This window comes from Mycetocola sp. Y442 (assembly GCF_056898615.1).
On record NZ_JBXHBV010000001.1, the window covers coordinates 706,202 to 731,292 of the forward strand.

Genomic DNA, 25,091 nt, shown 5'->3' on the forward strand with positions numbered 1-25,091 from the left:
GGCCCGATGACTGAATTCTGGCAAGGTGTTGACGCCTTCTTCCTTACCCCAATCGGCCGCCTCGTCATGATCGCGATCATTATCGTCGGCGCGTTTATCGCATCGTGGCTCCTTCACTTCGCGATCCGGCGGATCGTGAACCAGATCGTGTCCGGGGTGAAGAAGACTCAGGGCGCCGAAGACACCCAGGCGCTCAACGTGTCACCGCTCGCTGCGGTGAGGCTGGTGCAGCGAACACGCACGCTCGGCACCGTGCTCGGCAACATCGTCAACGTCACGGTCGTTGTGGTCACGATCATCCTTGTGGTCAACCAGATCGACCCCAACATCATCGGCTCGCTCGCCCTGCTGACCGCCGCGCTCGGTGCCGGCCTCGGTTTCGGCGCCCAGAACATCGTCAAGGATGTGCTCAACGGCTTGTTCATGGTGATGGAAGACCAGCTCGGCGTCGGCGACGTCGTCGACCTCGGCCCTGCCACCGGTGTCGTCGAGCGCGTCGGCATCCGCATCACCCAGGTGCGAGACGTCAACGGAACCCTGTGGTTCGTGCGTAACGGCGAGATCCTGCGCGTCGGCAACATGTCACAGGGCTGGGCGCGGGTCATCATCGACCTCGCCGTGCCCTACGACGCGGACATCGAGACGGTCCAGGACACCATGCTCACCACGGCGACAGCCCTTGCCCAGGACCCGAAGTGGCGCAGCCGGATCCTCGAGCGCCCCGAGCTGTGGGGAATCGAGTCGATCTCCGAGGAGGCGCTCATCATTCGCCTCGTCGTGAAGACCCGTCCCCCTGCCAAGGATGACGTCGCCCGTGAGCTGCGTGCGCGCCTGAAGTACGCCACAGACGAGCTGGGCGTCCAGCTGCCATCGCTCAAGAGCGTGGTCCTCGAGGGCTTCGACGGTGCAGCATCCGTCACGGGTGCACGCCCGCCGCGCACCAAGCCGCTCAAGACCATCAACGAAGCTCCCCACGCCGTGAGGAAAGCAGCGAAGAAGGGGCCGGCGCAGCCATGACCAACCTCAACTCCCCCAGCTTCTACGAGGAGGTCGGCGGCCGCGCTACCTTCGAAAAGCTGTCGCTCGAGTTCTACAAGGGTGTCGCCGCCGACCCGGTGCTCAAGCCGATGTACCCGGAGGAAGACCTCGCGGCAGCGACCGAACGCCTGACGATGTTCTTCGAGCAGTACTGGGGCGGTCCGTCGACGTACAGTGAGCAGCGCGGGCACCCGCGGCTCCGCATGCGACACATGCCGTTCAAGGTCAATCCGGATGCGCGAGACCGCTGGCTGCTGCACATGCGCGCCGCGGTCGATACCCTCGGCCTGTCACCGCTGCACGAGGCGACCCTCTGGGACTACCTCGAGCGCGCAGCACAGGCGATGGTCAATACCTTCGACGAGTAACGCCCTGCGACTCGACGCGTAACGCCCCTCTCGTCCGACGGGGCGCGCATCTCCTACGCTGGGAGCATCGCGGGCGACGGAGCCCGCGGATCGAAGGAGATCCCGGATGCCAGCAGCACAGACCTCGACCGACGTGATCATTGTGGGCGCGGGGCTCGCCGGGCTCGTCGCTGGCGCTGAGCTGTCGGACGCCGGCAGGCGGGTGATCATCGTCGAGCAGGAGCCGGAGGCGTCGCGCGGCGGGCAGGCACACTGGTCGTTCGGCGGGCTGTTCCTCGTCGACACGCCCGAGCAGCGCCGGATGGGCATCCGCGACTCGCACTCCCTCGCGTGGCAGGACTGGCAGGGCTCCGCCGCCTTCGACCGACAGGACGACAATTGGGCGAGGCGATGGGCAGAAGCGTATGTCGACTTCGCCGCTGGCGACAAGCGATCGTGGCTGCGCGAACGTGGTGTCGGCTTCTTCCCCGTCGTCGGCTGGGCGGAGCGCGGCGGGTTCACAGCGAACGGGCACGGCAACTCGGTCCCGCGGTTCCATATCGTCTGGGGCACGGGCCCCGCGATCGTCGAACCCTTCCTCGAGCGCGTCCTGGCGGGGGTCGAGGCAGGGCGTGTGCAGTTCAGACATCGCCACCGCGTCGATGAGCTCGTGGTTCACGACGGTGCCGTGACCGGCGTGACCGGAAGCATTCTCTCGCCGTCGACCGCCGGACGTGGCGAAGCGAGCCCACACGACGTCGTCGCCGATTTCGAGCTGTCGGCGCAGGCCGTCGTCGTGACGACGGGCGGGATCGGCGGCAACCTCGACCTGGTCAGGGCGAACTGGCCGGCACGACTCGGTACTCCACCCGAGTCGATGCTCTCCGGAGTCCCGGCCCACGTCGACGGCCGCGGCCTCGGTATCGCCGAACGCGCCGGCGCGCGACTGGTCAACGGTGACCGGATGTGGCACTACACGGAGGGCATTGCCAACTGGGATCCGGTCTGGGCTGCCCACGGCATCCGTATTCTCCCCGGGCCGTCATCGCTCTGGCTCGACGCGACGGGCGCACGCCTTCCCGCGCCGCTGTTCCCCGGCTTCGACACGCTGGGGACCCTGCAGCACATCCTCGGCACAGGACACGGTCACAGCTGGTTCGTGCTCACCCAGAAGATCATCGAGAAGGAGTTCGCCCTCTCCGGCAGCGAGCAAAACCCCGATCTCACCGACCGGGACCTCAGGCTTCTGCTCAAGCGGGTTGCTCCCGGCGCGCCAGGCCCGGTTGAGGCGTTCAAAGAGAAGGGCGCCGACTTCGTGGTCGCGGACAACCTGCCGGAGCTGCTGGCGGGCATGCTGAGGCTGTCTGGCACTGCCCCGCTCGACCCGGTGCGGGTGGAACGGGAGATCAGGTGGCGCGATGCCCAGCTGGACAACGAGTTCTCGAAGGACGCGCAGATCACCGCGATCAGGGGCGCCCGCTCCTATCGGGGCGACAAGCTCATCCGTGTCGCACGCCCGCACAAACTGCTCGATCCGAAGGCCGGTCCGCTCATCGCCGTGAAACTGCACATCCTCACGCGGAAAAGCCTCGGCGGCATCCAGACCGACCTGTCCGCACGCGCGATTGGCGACGACGGCACACCGGTTCCCGGGCTTTATGCGGCCGGAGAGGCCAGCGGCTTCGGCGGTGGCGGCATGCACGGATACCGAGCACTCGAGGGGACTTTTCTGGGCGGATGCCTGTTCACCGGTCGGACCGCCGGGCGCGCGATCGACGCTCAGCTACCCTGAGCCATCGCTCTGGCGTGCAAGCCGTTTCCGCGGACGCACGTCGGGCAATTCCGGGAGAGGTCAGAGACCCCGTGACGAGCGAACGAGGACGTGGCCCCGCACAGGACTCGCCCTGACCCAGGCACCGGAGGCGTAGAGCGGGACCTCTTCCTCGCCGACGAGGAACCCGAGGCTCCCCGCCGCGAACGCGATTCCTGACGGAACGTCCGGGTGCCCGGCGAGCGGGCGCGACCAGACCTCGGCCCTGACCCGCTGCACGATGGCGTCACCCGCGTTGTCCGGCACCGTCCGAGCGACTTCTCCCGCGCCATCCCTCGCTGCCAGTTCGAGCGCGAGCGAGCTGATCCCGCCGATCCGCTCCCACCCGCCACGTGGCGGCGCTATCCCTGACCAGCTCGTTCGTACGTCGGCCGGCGGAAGCGGGACCACGATCTCGCCGGACGCCCCGTCGGTGTGAGCGAGCCGGTCCGCGATCGCAGCCGGAGCGACAACGCGGTCGAAGACGGCGCCAGAAACCTCGGCGAAGGTCCGGAGGCCGAGGATCGTCGGGCTCGTGTCGAGCAGGCCGTGCGGATGCAGCACCGCCGAGTACACGGCAAGCACTCCCCCGCTGGCGATCAGGCGAACCGCCGTGTCATCGACGAGCCTCGCCCGGGCGAGGTACACCCGAAGGTCGGCGGCGGCGTGGGCGTCCTGGAGGGTGATCGCGTCATTCATCTGCTGTCTAAACTACCTAAGAAGCATTGGTGAAACCCACCAGTCCGCCAGCACCACCAATCGGAGAGCAATGACAGACCCCGTCGCATCCCTCTTGAACGCCCTGAACCTGACTGATACCGGAGCTCGAACGAGCGAGGACATCTTCACGGGGCCATCACTGTGGATGCCGGGTGGACGGGTTTACGGGGGGCAGGTTCTTGCGCAGGCCGTGATGGCGGCAAGCCGGACGACAGCGGAGGAGCGTATCGTGCACTCGATGCACGGGTATTTCCTGCGGCCCGGTGACGTCAACCAGGAAATCACGTTCAGCGTCGACCGGATCCACGACGGCCGTTCGTTCTCGACGAGACGCACACAGGCATACCAGTCCGGCGTTCCGATCCTCTCGATGATCGCTTCGTTCCAGGACCAGGACGAAGGCCTCGACCACCAGGCGCCAATGCCTGAGGGCTACCCCGATCCGGAGAGCCTGCCGACCGCAGCCGAGCTGCTCGGACACATCGATCATCCGGCTGCCAGGGCGTGGGCCAACGACCGGCCATTCGACATCCGCCACGTACCGTCGCCGATCTACCTCTCGGTCGAGGGCGAGCGCACCGCGACGAACGCGGTCTGGATCAAGGCGTTCGGCACCCTTCCCGACGACCCGAGCCTGCACAGGGCTGCGCTCGCGTACGCGAGCGACTACCCGCTGCTCGAGTCGATCCTGCGCAAGCACGGCCTGGCCTGGGTGACCCCGAATCTCAAGGTTGCGAGCCTCGACCACGCCATGTGGTGGCACCGGCCGGCCCGGGCTGACGAGTGGCTGCTCTACGTCCAGGAGTCCCCGAGCGCATCGGGCGGACGCGGACTCGCGCTCGGCCGGTTCTACTCCCGCGACGGCGTCCTGGTTGCGAGCGTCGCCCAGGAGGGCATGGTGCGGGTGCCACCGGCACTGGCAACAGACGCCTAAGCCCACCTGGCAAAAGATAACGATGAAGGCCATGCCGGTGACTGAGTCACCGGCATGGCCTTCATCGTTTCGCCAGAGCGCCCGCGTCAGTCGCGAGTGAGCTTGCGGTATGCGGAACGGTGCGGCTTCGCTGCATCGGGTCCGAGCCGCTCAATCTTGTTCTCCTCGTACGACTCGAAGTTGCCCTCGAACCAGTACCAGTTGCCCGGGTCTTCCTCTGTCCCCTCGTAGGAGAGGATGTGCGTTGCGATGCGGTCGAGGAACCACCGGTCGTGAGTGATGACCACGGCACAACCGGGGAACTCGAGAAGCGCGTTCTCGAGGCTTCCAAGGGTTTCCACGTCGAGGTCGTTAGTCGGTTCGTCGAGGAGCAGGAGGTTTCCGCCCTGCTTGAGGGTCAGTGCCAGGTTGAGGCGGTTGCGCTCTCCACCGGAGAGAACACCGGCCTTCTTCTGCTGGTCAGGTCCCTTGAACCCGAACTGGGAGACGTACGCCCGTGACGGAATCTCGGTCTTTCCGACCTGGATGTAGTCCTGGCCGTCTGAGACGACCTCCCACAGGTTCTTGTTGGGGTCGATGCCACCGCGGCTCTGGTCGACGTAGGAGATGTCGACCGTCTCACCGATCTTGAGCTCTCCGCCGTCGAGCGGCTCGAGGCCGACGATGGTCTTGAAGAGCGTGGTCTTACCGACACCGTTGGGGCCGATGACTCCGACAATGCCGTTACGGGGCAATGTGAAGCTGAGGTCGTTGATGAGGATGCGCTCCCCGAAGCCCTTCTTGAGGTTCTTCGCGTCGATGACCTGCGCGCCGAGGCGCGGTCCGACGGGGATGACGATCTCTTCGAAGTCGAGCTTCCGCGTGCGCTCGGCCTCGGTCACCATCTCTTCGTAACGTGCGAGTCGAGCCTTCGACTTCGCCTGTCGTCCCTTGGCGTTCGACCGGACCCACTCGAGTTCCTCAGCGAGGCGTTTCGACAGCTTCTGGTCCTTCTTGCCCTGGACCTGCAGTCGTTCCTGCTTCTTCTCGAGGTAGGTCGAGTAGTTGCCCTCGTACGGGTAGAGGTGACCGCGGTCGACCTCAGCGATCCATTCGGCGACGTGGTCGAGGAAGTACCGGTCGTGAGTGACGGCGAGCACAGCACCTGCGTACTTGGCGAGGTGCTGCTCGAGCCAGAGAACGCTTTCGGCGTCGAGGTGGTTAGTGGGCTCATCGAGGAGCAGGAGGTCCGGCTTCTGCAGAAGAAGCTTGCAGAGCGCGACGCGACGCTTCTCTCCACCGGAGAGGTTCGCAACGGGCAGGTCGCCGGGCGGGGTGCGCAGCGCGTCCATCGCCTGTTCCAGCTGGGAATCGAGGTCCCACGCGTCAGCATGGTCGATTTCCTCCTGGAGCGTGCCCATCTCGGCCAGCAGCGCGTCGAAGTCAGCATCCGGTTCGCCCATGGCGAGCGAGATTTCGTTGAAGCGGTCGACCTTGGCTTTGATCTCGCCCACGCCCTCCTGGACGTTCTCGAGCACGGTCTTCGACTCATCGAGTTCCGGTTCCTGCATGAGGATGCCGACGGTGTACCCGGGCGTGAGCTTCGCTTCACCGTTGCTCGGTGTGTCGAGGCCAGCCATGATCTTGAGGATCGTGGACTTTCCGGCCCCGTTGGGACCGACGACACCGATTTTGGCGCCGGGGAAGAACGACATGGTGACGTCGTCAAGAATTAGTTTGTCTCCGACAGCCTTGCGGGCGCGGACCATGGAATAGATATATTCGGCCATATTGCTACCAGTCTATTGTTCTTGTCTTCCCAATGAGACATGTCCCGGTGCCGAGCACCCGACCCACCATCGAGTGATAGCCGCCGACGGCCGTGCCATTCTGACCGATGAGGCACGCTTCGCCCCATCGCACCGAGAACTGGATGGAGTCCGCCGCGTTCCCGATCGTCGTCGTATCGCTCGTCACTTCCATGGCCGCCTTGTCGAAGCCGGCGGCAACAAGCCCGTCGATGAACGCACGACCGTCTGCGGCCGGGTTGGCGGCGAGGGTAGAAGTGTTGACCGAATCAAAGTATGGGAGGTTTTCCTCCGCGGTCCCGCCAGGCACCAGTTGCGGTGCCTGCGGCTCTGGCGCCGGCGATTCGGTCGCAACGGGCGGCGTCGGAGTCGGAGTCGGAGGGCTTCCCGGCATCGAGCATCCGGCGAGCAATCCCCCAGCGAGAAGAACAGCGAACACCCCAGTCCCAACCCGACCTCGCCACCGTGTATCGGGTTTCGCCACGCCATCTCCCTGTGCCTGTGCCTGTGCCTGTTGTGATCCGGGCCGGTTGTGATCGGACCCGTTGCGGTCGCGCCGTGTCGGAACGATCGGCTACCAGTCGAGTCTAGGACGGGAGCGCCCGAACCGTCAGAACGGAGTGTCCGGTTCGAACTCCGGTCGACCCTCGCTGGTTCCCCGGGTGCCGGGGTCGCCGACCGATACGGCCGTCCTGCCGAGTACCGGCGCCACCCAGTCCGCCTGCTCGCGCGACGAGTCCGGTCGGGCGCTGGCGGGGTCGGGCTCCCGTGCCGCCAGCCCGGGGTAACCGGTGCCGTCATCGCCCGCTGGCCTCGCGGGAGCGTAGCCCGGGTTCTCGGCGCCGACGGCGTCAGCCGCGGGTGTGCCCGAGTCGCGTGCTGGGTTCCTCGCGTACCTGGCGGTTCCCCAGGCCAAATCGTGACCAACACTGTCGGCGTCGACCTCAACAGTCGTGCCGTTCTTGTCTCCGCTCTCCCAGCGCCGAATGCGCAGCCGCCCCATCACCAGCACGCGGTCACCCTTGTGCACCGACTCGTGGACATTGCCGGCGAGTTGCCGGAACGAGGAGACCGTGTACCAGTTCGTCTCGCCAGCGACCCAGGCTCCTGCCGTCCCGTCGAAGTAACGCTGGTTCGAGGCGAGCCTGAAGCTCGTGAGCTCCACGCCGTCGCGGATCGTCTTGTGCTCGGGAACTGTAGCAACAAGGCCGGTCAGGGTGATGCTGTCTGTCATGAGGGTTCTCCCAACTGGATTTCCACACGCAGGACCTCCGGTGTGGAGGTTCCGGAGACGACCTCGTGCCGGACTGCCGCCTCCGGAACCATGATTCGAGTGTGCGACCCTCCAGCGGGCGGGGTCCCTCCGGTACCTCCCCGGTGGACAGGGCATCCGGCCGCTGAAACTGGGGAGGATTGCCGGGCTGCGTCTGTACCCGACACCGCTACCCTGTCCTCATGACGTACTCAGCTGCCGAAAACCGATATGACGACATGCACTACGCCAGGACGGGCAGGAGCGGCCTCATGCTCCCCCGTGTTTCGCTGGGCTTCTGGCACAACTTCGGTGACGGACGGGACCTCGAGACCCAGCAGGCCATCGTGCGGCGAGCGTTCGACCTCGGTATTACCCACTTTGACCTGGCCAACAACTACGGTCCCCCTCCGGGGTCCGCTGAACGCAACTTTGGTCGTATCCTTCACGACGACCTCGCCGCTCACCGCGACGAAATCGTCATCTCGACGAAGGCCGGTTACGACATGTGGGCTGGACCGTACGGCCAGTGGGGCTCACGCAAGTCGCTCCTCTCCTCTCTCGACCAGAGCCTCGGGCGACTCGGCGTGAACTACGTCGACATCTTCTACTCCCACCGCCCGGACCCCGACACCCCCATTGAAGAAACGATGGGGGCACTCGCGACAGCTGTGCACTCAGGGAAAGCCCTCTACGCCGGAATCTCCAACTACTCGCCGGAGCAGACCAGAGCGGCCGCCGCGGCGCTCGCCGAGCACCGCGTCCCGCTCCTGATCCACCAGCCGAGCTACTCCATGTTCAACCGGCACGTCGAGAACGGGCTCCTCGACGTCCTCGACGAGGTCGGAGCGGGCTCCATCGTGTTCTCGCCGCTCGCCCAGGGACTCCTGACCGACCGCTACCTCGATGGAACGGTTCCCGACGGATCCCGTGCGGCGACGAGCAAATTCCTGCCGGCTGAGCGGATCTCGCCCACCTATCTCGAACGAGCCCGAGCCCTCAATACGCTCGCCGCCGACCGCGGGCAGTCGCTCGCGCAACTCGCACTGACGTGGGTTCTCAGGCATCCGCAGGTCACCTCGGCGCTCATCGGTGCGAGCTCGGTGAAGCAGCTGGAACAGAACGTCGCCGCGCTTGGCGCTCCGCCGCTCACGGCAGACGAACTCGCGGCGATCGAACCGTTCGCCGTTGACGGCACCGGACTGAGCTAGCGCTCCTCTCGGCCGACCGGGCGGTGTCGGTGGTGTCTCCTATCGTGTGGGTAAGAGATCACCGACACCACCGGCCGGAGACAAGAGGCAGCATGCACATCGCAACACACCAGGCGACGGTCTCGTCGAGCACGAGGGCGGGCATCGAACTCGTCAGCGTCCACGACGGGTTGTGGCGCGTTCGCCTCAGCGACGGACGCATACTCGGACACGTCGAGCGCCTCAGCTCGGCCACAGGAGACGTCTTCATCGCCAAGCGGTTCTCGCCGGTCCGGGCGTCATTCCTGTCCCTCGGGCAGTTCTGGAACATGCAGGATGCCGTCGATTCGCTGCGTTGAGCGGTCGTAGCTCCGTGGGCGGTTTCGCTGCCTCCCGGCCATGACCGGTCGGGCAACGCTCGGTCGAAAGCGCGACACGGCGGCGCCGTTACGGGAATACGGGCGGGCCCGAAGGTAGCCTTCGGCACATGGAATGGTGGAATGAATTCACAGACTGGCTCACCGCAACCGACACACGACCGGTGCTCTTCACCGCCGCCGTGATCTTTATCGCGATTATCGTTTCGGCGCTGCTCGCGGCGTCGATCACCAAGGCAGCGGTACGCCGGCTGATCGCCCAGCGCGACCGCGACCTCAAGACAGCGGCGATCGCCGCACTCGTCGACGCGTCGACCGAGGCCGCCGCCTGGAACTCACTGACCCCCCAGGAGCAGACACTCGCCGACCGGGCAGTCGCCCAGGCGGATATCCAGCTGCGCCTCCTGCCCATCAAGGGTGCGTCGACCGCGGCGAACTGGTCTGCACACCAGCTCGCCGAGATGAAGCGCAACTCCGCCACGTTCGGTTATGAACTCGGGCCCGTCGTCGCCGAGTTCCGTGACCGTCTCGTCGAATGGCAGAACCGCCCGAACCGCGCGAAGCGCGTCTTCGAAACCGACCTCGAGCGCTGGCGGTTCGAAACCACGACACACGAGAAGACCCTCCTCGCGGAGCAGGACGCCTGGGCGACCCGCCAGCACCACGAGAAGTACACGGAAGAAGAGCCGGCAGAGCAGCCCGCCGCTGTCGCGCCCGCTGCGTTCGCCCGCCAGGAGTCGGACACCCCCGACACCACGACGCAAAAGCTGATCGACGATGTCGCCGCGATGGATGTGGCACGCGCCACAGCTGCTCGCGAGTCTGACGAGAAGAAACTGGCCTAGAGCCACCATTTCCACCACGAAGCCGGTACCGCGAACTCGCGGTACCGGCTTCGTCGTTTACGGGGTCAGCGCCTGTGGGCCCGCGCGCAGCTCAGCGCGTATGCCTTCAGCGCGGCGGGGCGCTGCGCCCGGTCAGCGCCACCAGTTGTCTGCGGGCTCCACCGGTGTCGAGCGCTTGTGCCTGGTCGCGAGGAACCGCGCCTCAATGGCATCCGCAACCTCATCGGGAACGTCGTTCCCTTCGAGGTAGTCGTCGATGTGCGCGTAGGTCAGCCCCAGGTTCGCCTCGTCGGTCTGTCCGGGCTGGTCGTCGAGCAGGTCAGCCGTAGGGAGCTTCTCGTACAGTCGTGCGGGCGCCCCGAGGAACGTGAGCAGGGCCCGGCCCTGCCGCTTTGTCAATCCGGTGAGCGGGACGATGTCCGCCCCACCGTCACCGAACTTCGTGAAGAAACCGGTGACGGCCTCGGCGGCGTGGTCCGTCCCTACAACGAGCAGCCCCTCCTGCCCGGCAAGCGCGTACTGCGCAATCATCCGCGCCCGTGCCTTCACATTGCCCTTGTTGAAGTCGCTGATCGGCTCACCGGTCGCTGTCTCGAACTCGGTTTCAATGCCGTCGACGCCCGGCTTGACGTTGAACGTCACGACCCGCTGGGGCTGGATGAACTCCAGTGCCAGCTGCGCATCCTCCTCGTCACGCTGCACCCCGTACGGGAGCCGCACCGCGATAAACGACACCTTGACATCGTCCTCGGCGAGTTGCTCAACGGCAAGCTGGCACAGCCTCCCGGCGAGGGACGAGTCCTGGCCGCCACTGATACCGAGCACGAGGCCTTTCGCACCGGTGGCCGTGAGGTAATCGGCGAGGAAATCGACGCGCCGACGCGCCTCGGTTTCCGGGTCGATCTCAGGAAGAACGTGCAGTTCGGCAATGATCTGTTTCTGGAGTTCTCGCATGGGTAGTAATTTACCCACCCGCCGTTACGAACGGATGTCGCGCCGACAGAAATGTGCCCCCGGCAGGATTCGAACCTGCGACCAAGAGATTAGAAGGCTCCTGCTCTATCCCCTGAGCTACGGAGGCTGGCGTCTTTCAGAATACCGCAGCACGCTGGACCCCTGTCACCCCGCAGCGCGGCAGCTGGCGTCACAGGTCACGGATAGCATGGACACCATGAGCACTGTGAGCGACCGACTTGTCTGGATCGACTGCGAAATGACGGGACTCGACATCGATGCCGACGAACTCGTCGAGATCGCCGTCGTGATCACCGACTATGACCTGAAGCCCGTCGACGATGGCCTCGACATCGTGATCAAGCCCGATGACTCGGCGCTGGCGAACATGGGTGAGTTCGTCACCAACATGCACACCTCCTCCGGCCTCCTCGAGGAGATCCCCCTCGGTGTCAGTGTCGCCGAAGCGGAGTACCAGGTCCTCGAGTACGTGCTCAAGCACGTTCCCGCGGAGCAGCGTGCTCCCCTCGCCGGAAACTCGATCGGCACAGACCGCGCCTTCCTCACCAAATTCATGCCGCGGCTCGATGCACAGTTGCACTACCGCAACGTCGATGTGTCGTCGATCAAGGAGCTCGCCAGGCGTTGGTACCCCAGGGCGTACTTCAATGCCCCGGCCAAGGACGGCGGCCACCGCGCGCTCGCCGACATCCTCGAGTCGATCCGTGAACTGGCCTACTACAGGGAGGCCGTGTTCGTTCCGCAGCCCGGACCGACATCCGACCAGGCAAAATCGGCTGCACAGGCCGTAGTGAACAATTACGCTCCAATCATGTAATACACTTTTAGGGTTGCCTCGTCCGGTTGAGAGATCGGGGGATGCGCATGGTGGGTATAGCTCAGTTGGTAGAGCGCCTGGTTGTGGTCCAGGAGGTCGCGGGTTCAAGCCCCGTTACTCACCCCAAGTAGACAGATCCTCGCGCGCGGGTCGCGAACCGGGTCGGATCGGCAGTCGTCAATGTTCACCCTCGACGCCGATGCATTCGAAGCCCTCGTCGGTGACGTATTCGACGCCCTACCGGACGACATGGTCGACGGACTGGATAATGTCGTCATCGTGATCGAGGATCTTCCCGAAGACGGCTCGCTCGACCTCCTCGGCCTGTACTCGGGCGTGGCGTTGACCGATCGCGGGCAGTACGGTTTCGGCGAGCTGCCCGACATGATCAGCATCTATCGTGAGCCTCTTCTCGCCATCGCCGACAACGAAGAGCAGCTCAGGGAACAGGTGCGCATCACACTGGTGCACGAAATCGCCCACTTCTACGGAATCGACGACGACGAATTGCACTCGCTCGGCTGGGGCTGACGGTCGAAAGACGCTCGGCCAGATAGCCTGATCCCGTGTCAGGAACAGGCGGTACACCATGGGCGTAGCACGAGGTCTCGGGATCTTCGCCGGAACTCTGGTCATTCTCGGAGCGGGCATCTATGGGCCCGCCACCCTCATCGGTCCGCTGCCAGCGGCATCCGTGACCGCCCTCCCGGCATCGGCGCCCGCTGCGGCGAGTGCGCCTCCCGTACTGCCAACCACCGGCGCCAGCGCTGTCACTGAAGCTGCGGACGCCGCCCCCCTCGCGGTCGCTGGCACTCCGGACGCTGTCCCGATGGCCGGTATCACCAAGACGATCACGGCCCTGGTCGTCCTCGACGCCAAACCCCTCGCTGACGGCGCGCCCGGCGGGACCGTTCCCATCACGAGCGATGACTACCTGAAGTACGTCGGTTACCGCGACGCGGGCACCCGCACCGTCAGCGTGTACACCGAGGACCAGTGGACCCAGCGCGAAATGCTCCAGGCGGTGCTCCTCGGCTCGAGCAACAACCATGCCGACACGCTCGCAGGCTGGGCATTCGGATCGACCGAGGCGTACGTCGAGGCCGCGAACGCCTGGCTGGTCGAGAATGGCATGACCGAGACCACGGTGGTCGACGCCACAGGGCTTGACGAAGCAAGCGTCGGCACGGCGAAAGATCTCTCCCGCCTGGCCGCCCTCGCGCTCACCAACCCTGCAATATCCTCGGTGCTCGCCGAACCGGTCACCGGTCTTCCGAGCCGGCGCGGCGTCACCAACACCACGACCTACCTGCCCGAACAACAGGTGGTCGGGGTTTCACGGAGCTACACGGATGCCGCCGGCATCTGCCTCCTCTTCGCCGGCGACGTTTCCGTCGATGGCGAGTCGTACAGGTTCTACGGCGCATTCCTCAGGCAACCGGATTGGGACACCCTCGAGACGGCTGTCACCGCCGTGATGGAGAGCGCGAGGGGCGGCGTCACGCCGACGCCTGTCCTTGCCGAGGCCACGCCGGTCGTCTCGTTCACAACCGCGTGGGGCGATTCGGCGAACGGTATTTCGGGAGCGTCACCCGCACGACTCCGCTGGAGCGCGGCTGCGCCCGAGATCGACGTGGTGACGGATCAGGTCACGTCGGCCGGGACCGGGGCAAAGGTCGGCAGCATCAGTGTCGTCGACGGATCGACGTCCGCCAGGACCTCGCTGACGCTCGACGGAGCCCTGACCGATCCCGGTGTGTTCTGGCGGCTCTCCCACCCGGTCCCGGTGATCGGCGCGCTCATCGATTCGCTGACCGGCTAGTCGAGCCTGAGCACGAGGTCCGCCAGGCGCTCGGGGTCCTCACGGTCGACGAACCGCTCGAACTGTGCCTGCCATGAGTCCCAGTGTGCGTCGAAAGCGCCCTCATCCCTCGCCAGCGCCCTCGCCTTCCGCACGGTGTCGTCCGCATCCAGCCAGACGGCGAGCGTCGCGAATCGCCGGTTCGCCGCCGTGAGCGCGCCGCACCCCTCGATGACCAGAGGGCCGGAACCGGGCACCACGTTCCATTCCGCGTGCGCGTCCCGTGCCCAGTCATGCCTCCGCCAACGGGCCAGGTCACCCCGCGCTCGCGGCTCGAGCAGGTTCACTGCCACGTGCTCCCCCGCAGCGCTGAGCCCGTCCCAGCCCGGGTAGATGTCGTCCATCCGAACGAGCGTCGGGTACGCCGACCCCGGCCAGGATGCCACGAGGGCATCGGCGAGAGTGGATTTGCCGGCGCCACTCGGACCGTCGAGGATGACCACTTCGGTTGCTGGGTCCCCCAACCGCCCCACGATTGTGCTGACCGCCAGGGACAGTCCGAACTTAGGCAAGGATGAACTCCCAGGTCCCCGCCAGCACTGCCGCGGTGATCGCCGCCCCCGCGATGGACGCCCCGATGAGCAGCAGCACAAGTTCGGGCCTGCCGACCGTCGACGGCCGGGCCCACGTGCGCTCAATGGACGAGCCGAATCCTTTGGCCTCCATGGCTGTCGCGAGCTTGCTGCCCCGCCGGATCGCGAGGACCAGGAGTGCGAAGGCCTGGCTGGCGAACCGGACGAGCATCCTGGCGTCGCCAACACCCCTGGCGCGACGTGCCTGACCAAGCGCACGCCAGTCGTCGACGAACAATCCCACCATCCGCAGTCCAGCCAGCCCGCCGAGCACGAAGCGGGCGGGCAGGTGAAGCACCTGGCCGAGCCCGTCGGCGAGGTCTGTCGGGTCGGTCGTTGCGAACAGCACGATGCTCGGCAAACCGATCGCCAGCACCCGAAGCATGATGGCGATACCCAGGGCGAGAGACCCCTCGGTGATGGAGACGAATCCCCACGAGGCCAGAAGCGCTCCGGAGTCCTCGCCGTAGAGCACAGTGGTCAGCCCGGCGAAGGGCGCGCCGAGCCACAGCGGTGCTGTCCTGAGCCAGAAGCCGCGGGCGTCGAGCCCCGACCAGAACAGCAGCACGCAGACGAGGATCAGGGCAACGGATGCCGAGACCACGTCGATCGACAGCAGGAGGGTCACACTGATCAGTACCGCAACAGCGAGCTTGGCGATCGGGTTCACTCGCCCGAGCGCGGAGTCGGGCGCTGCGGAAACCAGCGTGGTCACGACAGCACCGCGTGGCTGGAATCGATGGCGAACTCCCGGTCGGACAGTGCTCGCACGAGATCGTCGTCGTGCGTGACCGTCACGACGGAGCTTCCCAAGTCGACGAGTTCACCGAGCAGCACGACGAGTTCACGCCAGGTGACAGCATCCTGACCGAAGGTGGGTTCGTCGAGGAACAGGATCTGGGGTTTCGTCGCGAGAATCGTCGCGACGCTCAGACGTCGTTTCTCTCCGCCGGACAGCGTGAACGGATTGGCATCGGCCAGGGCGTCGAGCCGCAGCCTCGAGAGCAGTTCATCGACCCGCTCGCCGACCTCCCGATCCTCGAGTCGGAGTGCCGTCGGCCCGACGGCAAGCTCGCGCCTCACCGTCGTGGCGAGGAACTGGTGCTCAGGGTCCTGGAAGACGGTGCCCATTCGCGTCAGCAGCTCCTTCGACTTCCACCGCGCTGGGTCCGGCCCGAGTCCCCTGGCCAGTGGAGACCTCGCGTCGAGCGTGCCGCCGAGGCGAGCGAGCAGTCCCGCGAGCGTGAGGGCCAGCGTCGACTTCCCCGCGCCGTTGGGCCCGGTGATCGCGATGCTCTCTGCTTCGAACAGCGACAGGTCGAGGGCGGATGCCGCCGTCAGCCGCGTCCGCGAGGCGAACGGCGTTCGACCGACCGAGAGGTCCCCCGCGACGAGGAGTTCAGCACCCCTGCCTGGACGCGCCGGTCGCGTGGGCAGAACGGGTGGATGAGACGGCACCCACACCCCGGCCCGGGCGAGGCGCTGACCGTGGGTGTCGAGTACATCGGCCGGTGTCCCGTCCGCGAGCACTCCGCCCTCCGGGTCGAGGACGATGACCCGATCGACGAGATCCTGCCAGACAGCGACCCGGTGCTCGACCACGATCAGGGTCGCGCCCGTGTCGGCGATCACGCGCGCGACAACATCCCTCACCTCGGTCACACCCTCGGGATCGAGGTTGGCGGTCGGCTCGTCGAGCAGCACGAGGCCAGGACGCATGGCAAGGACACCGGCGAGGGCCAGCCGCTGCTTTTGCCCGCCGGACAACCGCGACGACGGGTGATCGAGGGGAAGGCGGAGCCCGACGGCATCGAGCGCCCACCGCACCCGCCGCCAGATCTCGTCCCGTGGAACCCCGAGGTTCTCGCACGCGAACGCAACATCGTCACCGACGCGCGCCAGGACGACCTGCGAGTCGGGGTCCTGAAGAACCAGTCCCGCCCTGCCGCGAACCTCAGCGGGCCTCGCGCCGTCGATGCGCAGTTGGCCCGTCTCGTCGCCCTCCTCATCGCCCCCGAGCACGCCAGCGAGGGCGGCGAGCAACGTGGATTTGCCCGCGCCCGACGCGCCGAGGAGCAGGACGCGCTCACCCGGAGCGATGTCGAGCGTCAGCTCGGAGACCGCCGGAGTGCCCCGACCGGAGTGCCGCCAGCCCCACCCGGTTGCACGGATAGCCGCCCCGCGAACGGTACCGTCACGGGTCGTTCCCGACACTCAGTTGCCCCGGTCGGTCGCTCGAGCGGGAATCGCACGAGCCGAGTTGCCCGAGGCGAACCGTGACAGCGCACCCGTCGCGGCGAGGCCACGCACAGCAAACCACGACAGCAGGCCGGCGAGGACGACCCCGGATGCCACGGCGCTCACGAAGTAGGTCAGCTTCGCCGCTGCATCGAGCGCCGCATAGCTCGTGAAGGTCGTGTCGAGGAGCCCGACGGCGACGCCGGCTCCCGCACCGGCGAGCAATGCCACCCCGATGCCGAACCGGCGGTAGAAGAACAGGGCGAAGATGAGCTCGGCCCCTGCGCCCTGGATCAGTCCCCAGATCAGGGTGTCGAAGCCCCAGACGGTACCGATGAGCGCGGAGACCGCAGCGGCAACGAGTTCGGTGTAGATCGCCGCACCGGGTTTCCGGATGATGAGCCCGCCGAGCACCCCGGCGAACAACCAGCCCCCGGCGAGCAGTCCGCCGAGTCCCGGTGTGAGCGCCAGGGCTGTGCTGATCGGGCCCCAGGCGAGTCCCCACGCCCAGAAGATGACGCCGGCGGCAACGCCGATGACGCTGGCCGTGACGATGTCAACGACGCGCCAGCGGGACGGACGGCGTCCTCGCGCTGGCGTGCCGGCGGCATCCGTCGAGTGTTGTACCTGTGTTGGTGATTGTGAAAAATGCACTTTCGCGCCCTCCGTGTAGGAAACAGGGCACGGGTAGCGAGATGAAGGCCTCCCTGCGCTGGCATGACCCAGATCAGGTTCGACGGTCGAAGATTATGGAATCTTCCTCTCAGCCCGGTTCACCGGACTCCCGTGTTACTCAGGCGAGTATAGCCCGAACGTTACTTCTTCAGTGCTTTGATGACAAACGCGAGCGCTTTGCCGACGGCCCACACGAAGGGGATGCCGACGGCCATGAGCGACACGACGTTCGGCTCGAAGCGCAGGCCGGTGCTCGTCTTGAGGTAGGCGCCGATCGGAAGCGCGAACCCGCCGCCTCCGCCACCGGAACCTGTGCCCTTGCCCGACACGGTCGACGACGCTGTGTCGCCCTCCCCCTCGCCCTCACCGACTCCGAAGCCGTACCAGGCGAGTGCGACGGGAACGAGCTTCGCCCCGTCGACCTCAACCGGGTCACCGTAGACGGAGGTCACTCCGATTGACTTGAACCTGTCTGCCATTTCCAACGCGAGATTTGTCATGCCAACACGCTACCGGCCGCAGGAGAGACGCGCCAAGGGTTGCTTTCTGCGCGCGCGGGAGTCAGGTGCCCGGCGTCACGGCGCCGGAGCCCGCGTCCCGCCCGCTGTGTCGTTTCCCTTCCTGCCCAGGAGGGACGCGCGTCGAACGGCCTGGCCACCAAACCTCGCGCGAAGCGAGTCGATGGTTGTCTCCGCCTCTCGCCACTCCTCGTCCGGGTCCCACAGCGCGGCGACGGCATCCTGTTCGTCGGTGAGCTGTTCCGCGCGAACCCCGATGAGGCGGATCGCCCTGCCGTCGATGCCGAGGACGGTGAGCAGGTCATTCGCGCCCTCGAAAAGACGCCTGCCGACGTTCGTCGGCTCGGCGAACGTGCGCGACCTGGTCACCGTCGTGAAGTCCTCGAACCGCACCTTGATCGCGACGGTTCTCGCGGAAACGCCGCTTTTCCTGAGCCGTACGGCCACCTGGTCGGCCAGCCGGAGCAGCTCGAGCCTGACGCGTGCCGGGTCTGTGACATCGACGTCGAACGTGACCTCGTGCCCGATGCTCTTCTCCGACGTCGCTGTCACGATGCGGCGGGCGTCACGTCCGTGTGCGAGCTCGTGCAGCTTGACGCCGGTGGCCTCTCCGACCGCTCTGGTCAGGGTAGCGAGCGGTGTATCGGCGACGTCACCGACCGTCGACAGGCCAAGCCGCTGCAGGGCCTCCTCCGTTTTTGCTCCGACTCCCCACAGCGCCCGGATCGGTAGCGGATGCAGGAACGCAAGCGTCTCGGCCGGCGGAATCACGAGGAGTCCATCCGGTTTGGCGCGCCCTGAGGCGACTTTCGCCACGAACTTGGTTGCAGCCGCACCGACCGAGCAGGTCAGCCCGGTCTCGCGGCGCACCCGCTCACGAATGTGCTGACCGACGACAGCGGGCGAACCGATCAGCCGCCTCGCCCCCGACACGTCGAGGAACGCCTCGTCGATACTCAGCGGCTCGACGAGCGGGGTCGCATCCCGGAATATCGCCATGACCTGGCGAGAGTATTCGGTGTACCGCTCGTGGTGCGGAGGAAGGATCGTTGCCTGCGGGCACAACCTGATCGCCTTCGAGACCGGCATCGCAGCGGTCACGCCGAATCGCCGTGCTTCGTAGGTGGCGCTTGTGACGACGCTCCGGCCCTCCGGATGCCCGATGATCACCGGCTTGCCGCGGAGTTCGGGGTGGTCCAGCAGCTCCACCGACGCGAAGAATGCGTCCATGTCAATGTGCAGGATGCTTGCGCCGGTGTCGTCGACGTCACCTCGCGTGACCTGTCGTGCGCTGCCGTCCTGCCTGCTCATGGGTTCTATTCTCCCAGCTTTGCGGCCACGCCATGCCGGGTCAGACCAGGGCGATCACGACCGGCTTGAGCCACTCCCGGAATGCCTCAGGATCGTCACGGAGCGACTCGGAAATGATCACGGTGTCCGGAGCAACCACCCAGGCTCCCGGCTCAGCGACGGGAATCACCTCGAGGTCGAGCCTGAAGGACGTGGTCTGCCTGCGGAGCTCGAATTGCCGCCTCTGCACGAGCTGGTACGCGTCTCCCAGTGGATGTTCTCTCGCTTTCACCGCCATCAGGTATTCGGCGTGGCGGGACTCGACCCAGGCCGTGACGGTGTCGTAACAGGCATACACGAGGTCCTGCAGTTCGAGAGCGCGATCGAACACCTCGAAATGCGGCGGGCGAACCTGGCTGATGAACGGCCGGGTCTCCCTGCGCACGATGCCGGCCCACCACCCGCGCCACTGCGCGGCAAGTGCGACCCTGTCGATATCGGGCAGGGCAACCCCGGCTGGCGGAGGGATGACTCGAGGCACCTGCGCCTCGCACTCACGCGAGAGACCCGCGAGGTCTCTCAGGGCAAGCGCGAGGAGCAGATCCCTCGGGCAATCCTCTGTAATCTGCCAGCGAATCGAACCCTCGACCAGCATGGGCTGATCGTACCTGAAGAGTTTTCAGGTTTACAGGTGACGAACGCCCTTAGCCCTGTGCGCGTTCGAGAACGAGTTCCCGCACCCTCGCCGCGTCCGCCTGGCCCTTCATGGCCTTCATCACAGCACCGATGACGGCGCCTGCCGCCTGGACCTTGCCGTCGCGGATCTTCGCGAGCACGTCGGGCTGCGACGCGAGCGCGTCGTCGATGGCCGCGATCAGGGCACCGTCGTCGGAGACGACAGCGAGCCCGCGGGCGTCGACGACCTCCTGCGGCGATCCCTCCCCCGCGATGACGCCCTCGAGGACCTGGCGCGCAAGCTTGTCAGTGAGGGTGCCGTCCTCGACGAGCGCGGCGAGTGCGGCAACGTTCTCCGGTGAGACGAGGGCGGATGCCTCGGTGCCCTGGACGTTGGCGATCCGGCTGATCTCCCCTGTCCACCACTTGCGTGCCGCTGCTGGCTTCGCACCGGCGGCAACAGTCGCTGTGATCTCGACGAGGAGCCCGCCGTTCACGACGTCCTGGAACTCGAGGTCGGTGAAACCCCACTCGGCCTTGAGCCGACGGCGGCGCGCGGCAGGAGGCTCGGGGAGCGCTGCACGCAGTTCCTCGATGAGCTCAAGGCTCGGCTCGACCGGCAGCAGGTCGGGCTCGGGGAAGTACCTGTAGTCGTCGGCGTCGCTCTTGGGACGGCCGGCGCTCGTGCGGCCGGTGTCCTCGTGCCAGTGACGGGTCTCCTGGATGATGGTCCCGCCGTCGGCGAGCACCTGCGCCTGGCGCTGGATCTCGTAGCGGATCGCCCGTTCGACCGACCGAAGCGAGTTGACGTTCTTTGTCTCAGTGCGCGTTCCGAGCGGGGCGGGCGGCTGGCCCTCCGGCGTGCGGGGGCGCAGCGAGATGTTGGCGTCACAGCGCAGGTTGCCCCGCTCCATCTTCGCGTCGGAGATTCCGAGGCTCGTGACGATGTCACGGATTGTCGCAACGTACGCCTTGGCCAGCTCGGGGGCATCCGCTTCGGCGCCGTAAATGATGTCTGTGACGATCTCGACGAGCGGAACGCCGGCACGGTTGTAGTCGACGAGCGAGTACTCGGCACCCTGGATCCGGCCGGTCGACCCGCCGACGTGGGTCAGCTTGCCCGCGTCCTCTTCCATGTGCGCACGTTCGATCGACACGGTGACGAGGCGGCCGTTCGGCAGCTCGACATCGACGGACCCGTCGAACGCGATGGGCTCGTCGTACTGCGAGATCTGGTAGTTCTTGGCCAGGTCGGGGTAGAAGTAGTTCTTCCGGGCGAACCGCGACGACGGCGCGATCGAGCAGCCCAGGGCGAGACCAAGGCTGATCGCGTAGCGGACGGCCTGTCCGTTGACGACGGGAAGCGAGCCGGGCAGCCCGAGGCACACCGGCGAGACGTTCGTGTTCGGCAGGGAGCCGAACTCGTTCGGCGCTGACGAAAACATCTTCGTCTTGGTGTTCAGTTCGACGTGGACCTCGAAGCCGAGCACCGGCTCGAACAGCTCAAGCGCCTTCTCGTAGTCCATCAGGGCGTCTTTCGCCATTATTTTCCTCCCAGTGCCGGAGCCTGCGAGATCAACGTGTGACCCCACTGCTGCTCGAGCAAAGCTTCGATTGCCGCACCAACGCGGTAGAGACGGGCGTCTTCACGCTGCGGGGCCATGACCTGGATGCCGACCGGCAGTCCGTCTTCCGGCGCGAGTCCGATCGGAACGCTGATGCCGGGGATTCCGGCCAGGTTTGCCGGGATGGTGGTGATGTCGTTGAGGTACATCGCCATCGGGTCCGCGAGCTTTTCGCCGAATTTGAAGGCGGTCGTCGGCGCACTCGGTGTGACGAGGACGTCGACCTGCTCGAACGCGGCGTTGAAGTCGCGCTGGATGAGCGTTCGGACCTTCTGGGCGCTGCCGTAGTAGGCGTCGTAGTAACCGGCGCTCAGGGCGTAGGTACCCAGGATGATGCGGCGCTTGACCTCTGGGCCGAATCCGGCCTCGCGGGTGGCCGCCATGACCTGCTCGACGGTTCCGCCGCCCTCAGGCTGCACGCGCATGCCGAACCGGACGGAGTCGAACTTGGCGAGGTTGCTCGACGCCTCAGCGGGGAGGATGAGGTAGTACGCGGCAACGGCGTACTCGAAGTGTGGCGCACTCACCTCGACGACCTCGGCGCCCTGCTTCGTGAGCATGGCGACGGTTTCCTCGAACCGGCTCTGCACTCCGGCCTGGAAGCCGTCGCCGGAGAGCTCTTTGACGACACCGACCTTGAGACCGGCGAGGCCCTCCCCGCGTGCGCCCGACCGCGCGGCATCCGCCATCGACGGCCAGGCGTCGGTGAGGGACGTCGAGTCCTTGGGGTCGTGCTTGGCGATGACGTCGTGCAGGAGCCCGGCGTCGAGCACGGTGCGGGTGACGGGTCCGACCTGGTCGAGCGATGATGCGAGGGCGATGGCGCCGTACCGGCTGACGGCTCCGTAGGTCGGCTTGACGCCGACGGTGCCCGTGACGTGCGCGGGCTGACGGATGGAACCGCCGGTGTCGCTGCCGAGCGCGAGCGGAGCCTCGAAAGCGGCGACGGCGGCAGCCGAGCCACCGCCAGACCCACCGGGAATGCGGTCGAGGTCCCAGGGGTTGCGGGTGGGCCCGTATGCGGAGTGCTCGGTCGACGAGCCCATGGCGAACTCGTCCATGTTGGTCTTGCCGATGGGGATCAGGCCGGCCTCGCGGGAGAGACGGACGACTGTCGCGTCGAACGGCGACATGTACCCCTCGAGGATCTTGCTGCCGGAGGTCGACGGCATGTCGGTGGTGACGAGCACGTCCTTGACGGCGAGCGGAACCCCGGCAAGAGGGCCGAGTTCTTCGCCGGCCGCGCGGCGTTCGTCGATGCGACGGGCAGTCGCCAGTGCGGTGTCGCTCACGGCGAGGAAGGCGTGCACGTCGGTGTCGACGGCCTCGATGCGATCGAGGTGCGCCTGGGTCGCGTCAACAGCGCTGATTGCGCCGCTCTGCAGGTTCTCGGCGAGGTCGGCAGCTGTCATTCTGATGATGTCGTTCATTACTGCTCCTCCCCGAGGATCGCTGAGACCTTGAACCGGTTGTCTGCCTGTTCCGGCGCGTTCTGCAGGGCCTGTTCGATGGTGAGCGTGTCACCGACGACGTCATCGCGGAAGACGTTGGAGAGCGGGACAGGGTGGCTCGTCGCCGGAACGTCGTCTGTGGCGACTTTCTGCACCTTTGCGATGCTGTCGACGATCTGGTCGAGCTCGGTCGTGAGACTCGAGATCTCTTCGGGAGTGAGGGCAATTCGGGCGAGGTTCGCCAGATGCGCCACCTGCTCCTCAGAAATTTCAGACATGGGTCTCCGTCATATAAGTACTGGGGTGTCCCTCCATTGTATTGGGAGCGTGCGCTGCGGCTCGTCGCCCGTGAGCCCGCGGGATTAGAATATGCCGAGTGACCGATACCACCGAACGTCCCTGGCTTGCCAACTACGCACCGGACGTCCCATTCGACATCCCGGTTCAGGACGGAAGCCTCGGCGACCTGGTCCGCCTCTCCGCCGAAAAGCACCCGTCGCTCGTTGCCCTTGAGTTCTTCGGCGCAACAACGACCTACCGCGAACTCCTGCAGTCCATCGAGCGTGTCGCAGAAGCGCTCCGTGGCCTCGGCGTGAAGAAGGGCGACCCCGTGGCCATCGTGCTGCCGAACTGCCCGGAACACATCGTGGCGTTCTACGCGATCCTGCGCCTCGGCGCGATAGTGGTCGAGCACAATCCGCTCTACACTCCACGCGAGCTGAGGCACCAGTTCGAGGATCACGGTGCGAAGGTCGCCATCGTGTGGAACAAAGTGGTCGCAACGGTTCAGGACTTCCCCGGCGACATCGCCGTCGACTCGCTCATCGACGTCGACATCACCCGGAGCATGCCATTCGGAATGCGCGTGGCGCTGACCCTGCCGATCGCGAAGGCCCGTGCGTCACGAGACGCCCTCACCGCGAAGACGAGCGGCACGATCAGCTGGTCGAGCCTGCTGTCCTCCCGTCCGATCGATCCGGAGCACCCGCGCCCGGAGTCCGGCGACGTCGCGATCATCCAGTACACCTCGGGAACGACGGGTCTCCCCAAGGGCGCCGTGCTCAGCCACGCGAACCTTCTCGCGAACGCCGTCCAGGCCAGGGCGTGGACCCCGACGATCACCCACGTCGGCTGCACGATCTACGCGGTCCTGCCGATGTTCCACGCTTACGGCCTGACGCTGTGCCTCACCTTCGCGATGAGCCTCGGCGCACGGCTGGTCCTGTTCCCCAAGTTCGACCCTGACCTTGTGCTGAAAGCCGCGAAGAAGCATCCGCCGACCTTCCTGCCCGCCGTCCCGCCGATCGCTGACCGCCTCCTCAAGCGAGCGATCGAGACCAATGTGTCGCTTGAGGGACTCGAGATCGGCATCACCGGCGCCATGGCCCTCCCCCACGACCTCGTCGTGCCGTTTGAAGCTGCAACCGGCGGATACCTCATCGAGGGCTATGGCCTGAGCGAGTGCTCGCCGGTGCTCATGGCAAACCCGGTCTCCGACGGCCGGAAGGCCGGGACCGTCGGCCTCCCCCTGCCGAGCACCGAAATCAGGATCGTCGACCCCGAGAACCCGACAGTCGACGTTGAGCCGGGCATGCCAGGCGAGCTCATCGTTCGCGGGCCACAGGTGTTCTCCGGTTACTACCGCAAGCCGGAGGAGACGAGTGCCGTCTTCGTCGGCAACTGGTTCCGCACGGGAGACATCGTCTCGATGGACAGCGACGGCTTCGTCACCGTCGTCGACAGGATCAAGGAACTCATCATCACCGGCGGGTTCAACGTCGCGCCGACCGAGGTGGAGAACACGTTGCGCCTGCACCCCTCCATTGCCGATGTTGCTGTCGTCGGTATGCCGAGCGCGCACTCGGGCGAGGACGTCGTCGCTGCGATCATGCTCAAGGCTGGCGAAAAGCCCGACCGCGAGTCGATCCGCCAGTTCGCGAGGGACAACCTCACGCCGTACAAGGTGCCGCGGCGCATCATGTTCATCGACGAACTGCCCACCTCGCTCATCGGCAAGGTGCTGCGCAAACAGGTCAGGGAGCGCCTGCTCGAGAAGGAATCGGGCAAGACAGGGTCCTTCCCGACCGTTTAGGA

General features: G+C 66.2%; 26 protein-coding genes, 2 tRNA genes and 1 riboswitch. Of the genes, 12 read left to right on the forward strand and 16 right to left on the reverse strand.

Annotation, left to right across the window (positions count from 1 at the left end; all coding sequences use genetic code 11):
* The first annotated feature begins 6 nt into the window (after window positions 1-6).
* The 3 genes from AC1X6S_RS03325 to AC1X6S_RS03335 all read left to right on the forward strand — a co-directional run bounded on the left by AC1X6S_RS03325 (window position 7) and on the right by AC1X6S_RS03335 (window position 3,177).
* Window positions 7-1,017 carry a mechanosensitive ion channel family protein gene (locus AC1X6S_RS03325; protein ID WP_483404379.1) on the forward strand — a complete coding sequence of 337 codons (1,011 nt, stop codon included), beginning with the start codon at window positions 7-9 and terminating at the stop codon, window positions 1,015-1,017.
* Entirely contained in the window at window positions 1,014-1,406 is a 393-nt protein-coding gene (locus AC1X6S_RS03330; RefSeq protein ID WP_108391274.1) for a globin, read from the forward strand. Before AC1X6S_RS03325 ends, AC1X6S_RS03330 begins: the two co-directional genes overlap by 4 nt.
* A gap of 106 nt (window positions 1,407-1,512) precedes the next feature.
* Window positions 1,513-3,177, forward strand: coding sequence for an FAD-binding dehydrogenase (locus tag AC1X6S_RS03335; RefSeq protein ID WP_483404380.1), 1,665 nt, complete (start codon window positions 1,513-1,515; stop codon window positions 3,175-3,177).
* A gap of 60 nt (window positions 3,178-3,237) precedes the next feature.
* Here AC1X6S_RS03335 and AC1X6S_RS03340 read toward each other — a convergent pair whose 3' ends face one another.
* Entirely contained in the window at window positions 3,238-3,894 is a 657-nt protein-coding gene (locus tag AC1X6S_RS03340) for a DUF8185 domain-containing protein (RefSeq protein WP_483404381.1), read from the reverse strand.
* Between the two features lie 70 nt (window positions 3,895-3,964).
* Here AC1X6S_RS03340 and AC1X6S_RS03345 point away from each other — a divergent pair, with 70 nt between their 5' ends.
* Window positions 3,965-4,849: an acyl-CoA thioesterase gene (locus AC1X6S_RS03345; RefSeq protein ID WP_483404382.1), complete on the forward strand. Its 885-nt coding sequence runs from the start codon at window positions 3,965-3,967 to the stop codon at window positions 4,847-4,849.
* A gap of 86 nt (window positions 4,850-4,935) precedes the next feature.
* Here AC1X6S_RS03345 and ettA read toward each other — a convergent pair whose 3' ends face one another.
* The 3 genes from ettA to AC1X6S_RS03360 all read right to left on the reverse strand — a co-directional run bounded on the left by ettA (window position 4,936) and on the right by AC1X6S_RS03360 (window position 7,870).
* Window positions 4,936-6,618, reverse strand: coding sequence for an energy-dependent translational throttle protein EttA (gene ettA / locus AC1X6S_RS03350; RefSeq protein ID WP_108391278.1), 1,683 nt, complete (start codon window positions 6,616-6,618; stop codon window positions 4,936-4,938).
* Window positions 6,619-6,622: 4 nt separating this feature from the next.
* Window positions 6,623-7,075, reverse strand: a complete 453-nt coding sequence (locus AC1X6S_RS03355) for a DUF6993 domain-containing protein (protein ID WP_483404383.1) — start codon at window positions 7,073-7,075, stop codon at window positions 6,623-6,625.
* Window positions 7,076-7,246: 171 nt separating this feature from the next.
* A complete protein-coding gene (locus tag AC1X6S_RS03360; protein WP_483404384.1) occupies window positions 7,247-7,870 on the reverse strand; it encodes a single-stranded DNA-binding protein in 624 nt (207 codons plus the stop codon).
* A gap of 221 nt (window positions 7,871-8,091) precedes the next feature.
* Between AC1X6S_RS03360 and AC1X6S_RS03365 the strand changes: the two genes are divergently transcribed.
* The 3 genes from AC1X6S_RS03365 to AC1X6S_RS03375 all read left to right on the forward strand — a co-directional run bounded on the left by AC1X6S_RS03365 (window position 8,092) and on the right by AC1X6S_RS03375 (window position 10,300).
* Window positions 8,092-9,099 carry an aldo/keto reductase gene (locus AC1X6S_RS03365; protein ID WP_483404385.1) on the forward strand — a complete coding sequence of 336 codons (1,008 nt, stop codon included), beginning with the start codon at window positions 8,092-8,094 and terminating at the stop codon, window positions 9,097-9,099.
* Between the two features lie 92 nt (window positions 9,100-9,191).
* On the forward strand, window positions 9,192-9,437 hold the full coding sequence (locus AC1X6S_RS03370) for a hypothetical protein (protein ID WP_483404386.1): 246 nt from the start codon (window positions 9,192-9,194) through the stop codon (window positions 9,435-9,437).
* Between the two features lie 128 nt (window positions 9,438-9,565).
* Window positions 9,566-10,300 (forward strand): hypothetical protein, encoded by a 735-nt coding sequence (locus AC1X6S_RS03375; RefSeq protein WP_483404387.1) that lies wholly within the window; start codon window positions 9,566-9,568, stop codon window positions 10,298-10,300.
* 132 nt (window positions 10,301-10,432) lie between these two features.
* Here the strand turns inward: AC1X6S_RS03375 and nadE are convergent, their stop codons facing one another.
* Window positions 10,433-11,254: an ammonia-dependent NAD(+) synthetase gene (gene nadE, locus AC1X6S_RS03380; RefSeq protein WP_483404388.1), complete on the reverse strand. Its 822-nt coding sequence runs from the start codon at window positions 11,252-11,254 to the stop codon at window positions 10,433-10,435.
* A gap of 54 nt (window positions 11,255-11,308) precedes the next feature.
* A tRNA-Arg gene (locus AC1X6S_RS03385) sits at window positions 11,309-11,381 on the reverse strand.
* A 90-nt stretch (window positions 11,382-11,471) separates the two neighbouring features.
* Here AC1X6S_RS03385 and orn point away from each other — a divergent pair.
* The 4 genes from orn (at window position 11,472) to AC1X6S_RS03405 (ending at window position 13,914) form a co-directional block, all read left to right on the forward strand.
* Window positions 11,472-12,092, forward strand: a complete 621-nt coding sequence (gene orn, locus AC1X6S_RS03390) for an oligoribonuclease (RefSeq protein WP_483404389.1) — start codon at window positions 11,472-11,474, stop codon at window positions 12,090-12,092.
* A gap of 50 nt (window positions 12,093-12,142) precedes the next feature.
* Window positions 12,143-12,218, forward strand: a tRNA-His gene (locus AC1X6S_RS03395).
* Between the two features lie 54 nt (window positions 12,219-12,272).
* Window positions 12,273-12,623: a metallopeptidase family protein gene (locus AC1X6S_RS03400; protein WP_483404390.1), complete on the forward strand. Its 351-nt coding sequence runs from the start codon at window positions 12,273-12,275 to the stop codon at window positions 12,621-12,623.
* Window positions 12,624-12,681: 58 nt separating this feature from the next.
* Window positions 12,682-13,914: a D-alanyl-D-alanine carboxypeptidase family protein gene (locus AC1X6S_RS03405; RefSeq protein WP_483404391.1), complete on the forward strand. Its 1,233-nt coding sequence runs from the start codon at window positions 12,682-12,684 to the stop codon at window positions 13,912-13,914.
* On the opposite strand, the gene AC1X6S_RS03410 is transcribed toward AC1X6S_RS03405, so the two are convergent.
* From AC1X6S_RS03410 to gatC, 10 genes are all read right to left on the reverse strand, one after another.
* On the reverse strand, window positions 13,911-14,465 hold the full coding sequence (locus AC1X6S_RS03410) for an AAA family ATPase (RefSeq protein WP_483404392.1): 555 nt from the start codon (window positions 14,463-14,465) through the stop codon (window positions 13,911-13,913). The two genes, AC1X6S_RS03405 and AC1X6S_RS03410, sit on opposite strands and share 4 nt — an antisense overlap.
* Window positions 14,458-15,240, reverse strand: coding sequence for an energy-coupling factor transporter transmembrane component T family protein (locus AC1X6S_RS03415; RefSeq protein ID WP_483404393.1), 783 nt, complete (start codon window positions 15,238-15,240; stop codon window positions 14,458-14,460). Before AC1X6S_RS03415 ends, AC1X6S_RS03410 begins: the two co-directional genes overlap by 8 nt.
* Window positions 15,237-16,739, reverse strand: a complete 1,503-nt coding sequence (locus AC1X6S_RS03420) for an ABC transporter ATP-binding protein (protein ID WP_483404394.1) — start codon at window positions 16,737-16,739, stop codon at window positions 15,237-15,239. The genes AC1X6S_RS03415 and AC1X6S_RS03420 overlap by 4 nt, the downstream gene beginning before the upstream one ends.
* Window positions 16,740-17,417 (reverse strand): ECF transporter S component, encoded by a 678-nt coding sequence (locus AC1X6S_RS03425; RefSeq protein ID WP_483404395.1) that lies wholly within the window; start codon window positions 17,415-17,417, stop codon window positions 16,740-16,742.
* Between the two features lie 33 nt (window positions 17,418-17,450).
* Window positions 17,451-17,561: riboswitch (TPP riboswitch) on the reverse strand.
* 17 nt (window positions 17,562-17,578) lie between these two features.
* Window positions 17,579-17,938, reverse strand: a complete 360-nt coding sequence (locus AC1X6S_RS03430; protein ID WP_108391289.1) for a hypothetical protein — start codon at window positions 17,936-17,938, stop codon at window positions 17,579-17,581.
* 75 nt (window positions 17,939-18,013) lie between these two features.
* Complete coding sequence (locus AC1X6S_RS03435; RefSeq protein ID WP_483404396.1) at window positions 18,014-19,267, reverse strand: DNA polymerase IV; 1,254 nt, start codon at window positions 19,265-19,267, stop codon at window positions 18,014-18,016.
* 40 nt (window positions 19,268-19,307) lie between these two features.
* The gene (locus AC1X6S_RS03440; RefSeq protein ID WP_483404397.1) at window positions 19,308-19,901 is read right to left on the reverse strand and encodes a hypothetical protein; all 594 of its coding nucleotides are present in this window, start codon (window positions 19,899-19,901) and stop codon (window positions 19,308-19,310) included.
* A 49-nt stretch (window positions 19,902-19,950) separates the two neighbouring features.
* Window positions 19,951-21,465: an Asp-tRNA(Asn)/Glu-tRNA(Gln) amidotransferase subunit GatB gene (gatB, locus tag AC1X6S_RS03445; RefSeq protein ID WP_483404398.1), complete on the reverse strand. Its 1,515-nt coding sequence runs from the start codon at window positions 21,463-21,465 to the stop codon at window positions 19,951-19,953.
* Window positions 21,465-22,976 carry an Asp-tRNA(Asn)/Glu-tRNA(Gln) amidotransferase subunit GatA gene (gene gatA / locus AC1X6S_RS03450; RefSeq protein WP_483404399.1) on the reverse strand — a complete coding sequence of 504 codons (1,512 nt, stop codon included), beginning with the start codon at window positions 22,974-22,976 and terminating at the stop codon, window positions 21,465-21,467. The genes gatB and gatA overlap by 1 nt, the downstream gene beginning before the upstream one ends.
* Complete coding sequence (gene gatC / locus AC1X6S_RS03455) at window positions 22,976-23,275, reverse strand: Asp-tRNA(Asn)/Glu-tRNA(Gln) amidotransferase subunit GatC (RefSeq protein ID WP_108391294.1); 300 nt, start codon at window positions 23,273-23,275, stop codon at window positions 22,976-22,978. The genes gatA and gatC overlap by 1 nt, the downstream gene beginning before the upstream one ends.
* Window positions 23,276-23,373: 98 nt before the next feature.
* Here gatC and AC1X6S_RS03460 point away from each other — a divergent pair, with 98 nt between their 5' ends.
* Entirely contained in the window at window positions 23,374-25,089 is a 1,716-nt protein-coding gene (locus tag AC1X6S_RS03460; RefSeq protein WP_483404400.1) for a long-chain-fatty-acid--CoA ligase, read from the forward strand.
* Window positions 25,090-25,091 lie beyond the last annotated feature (2 nt).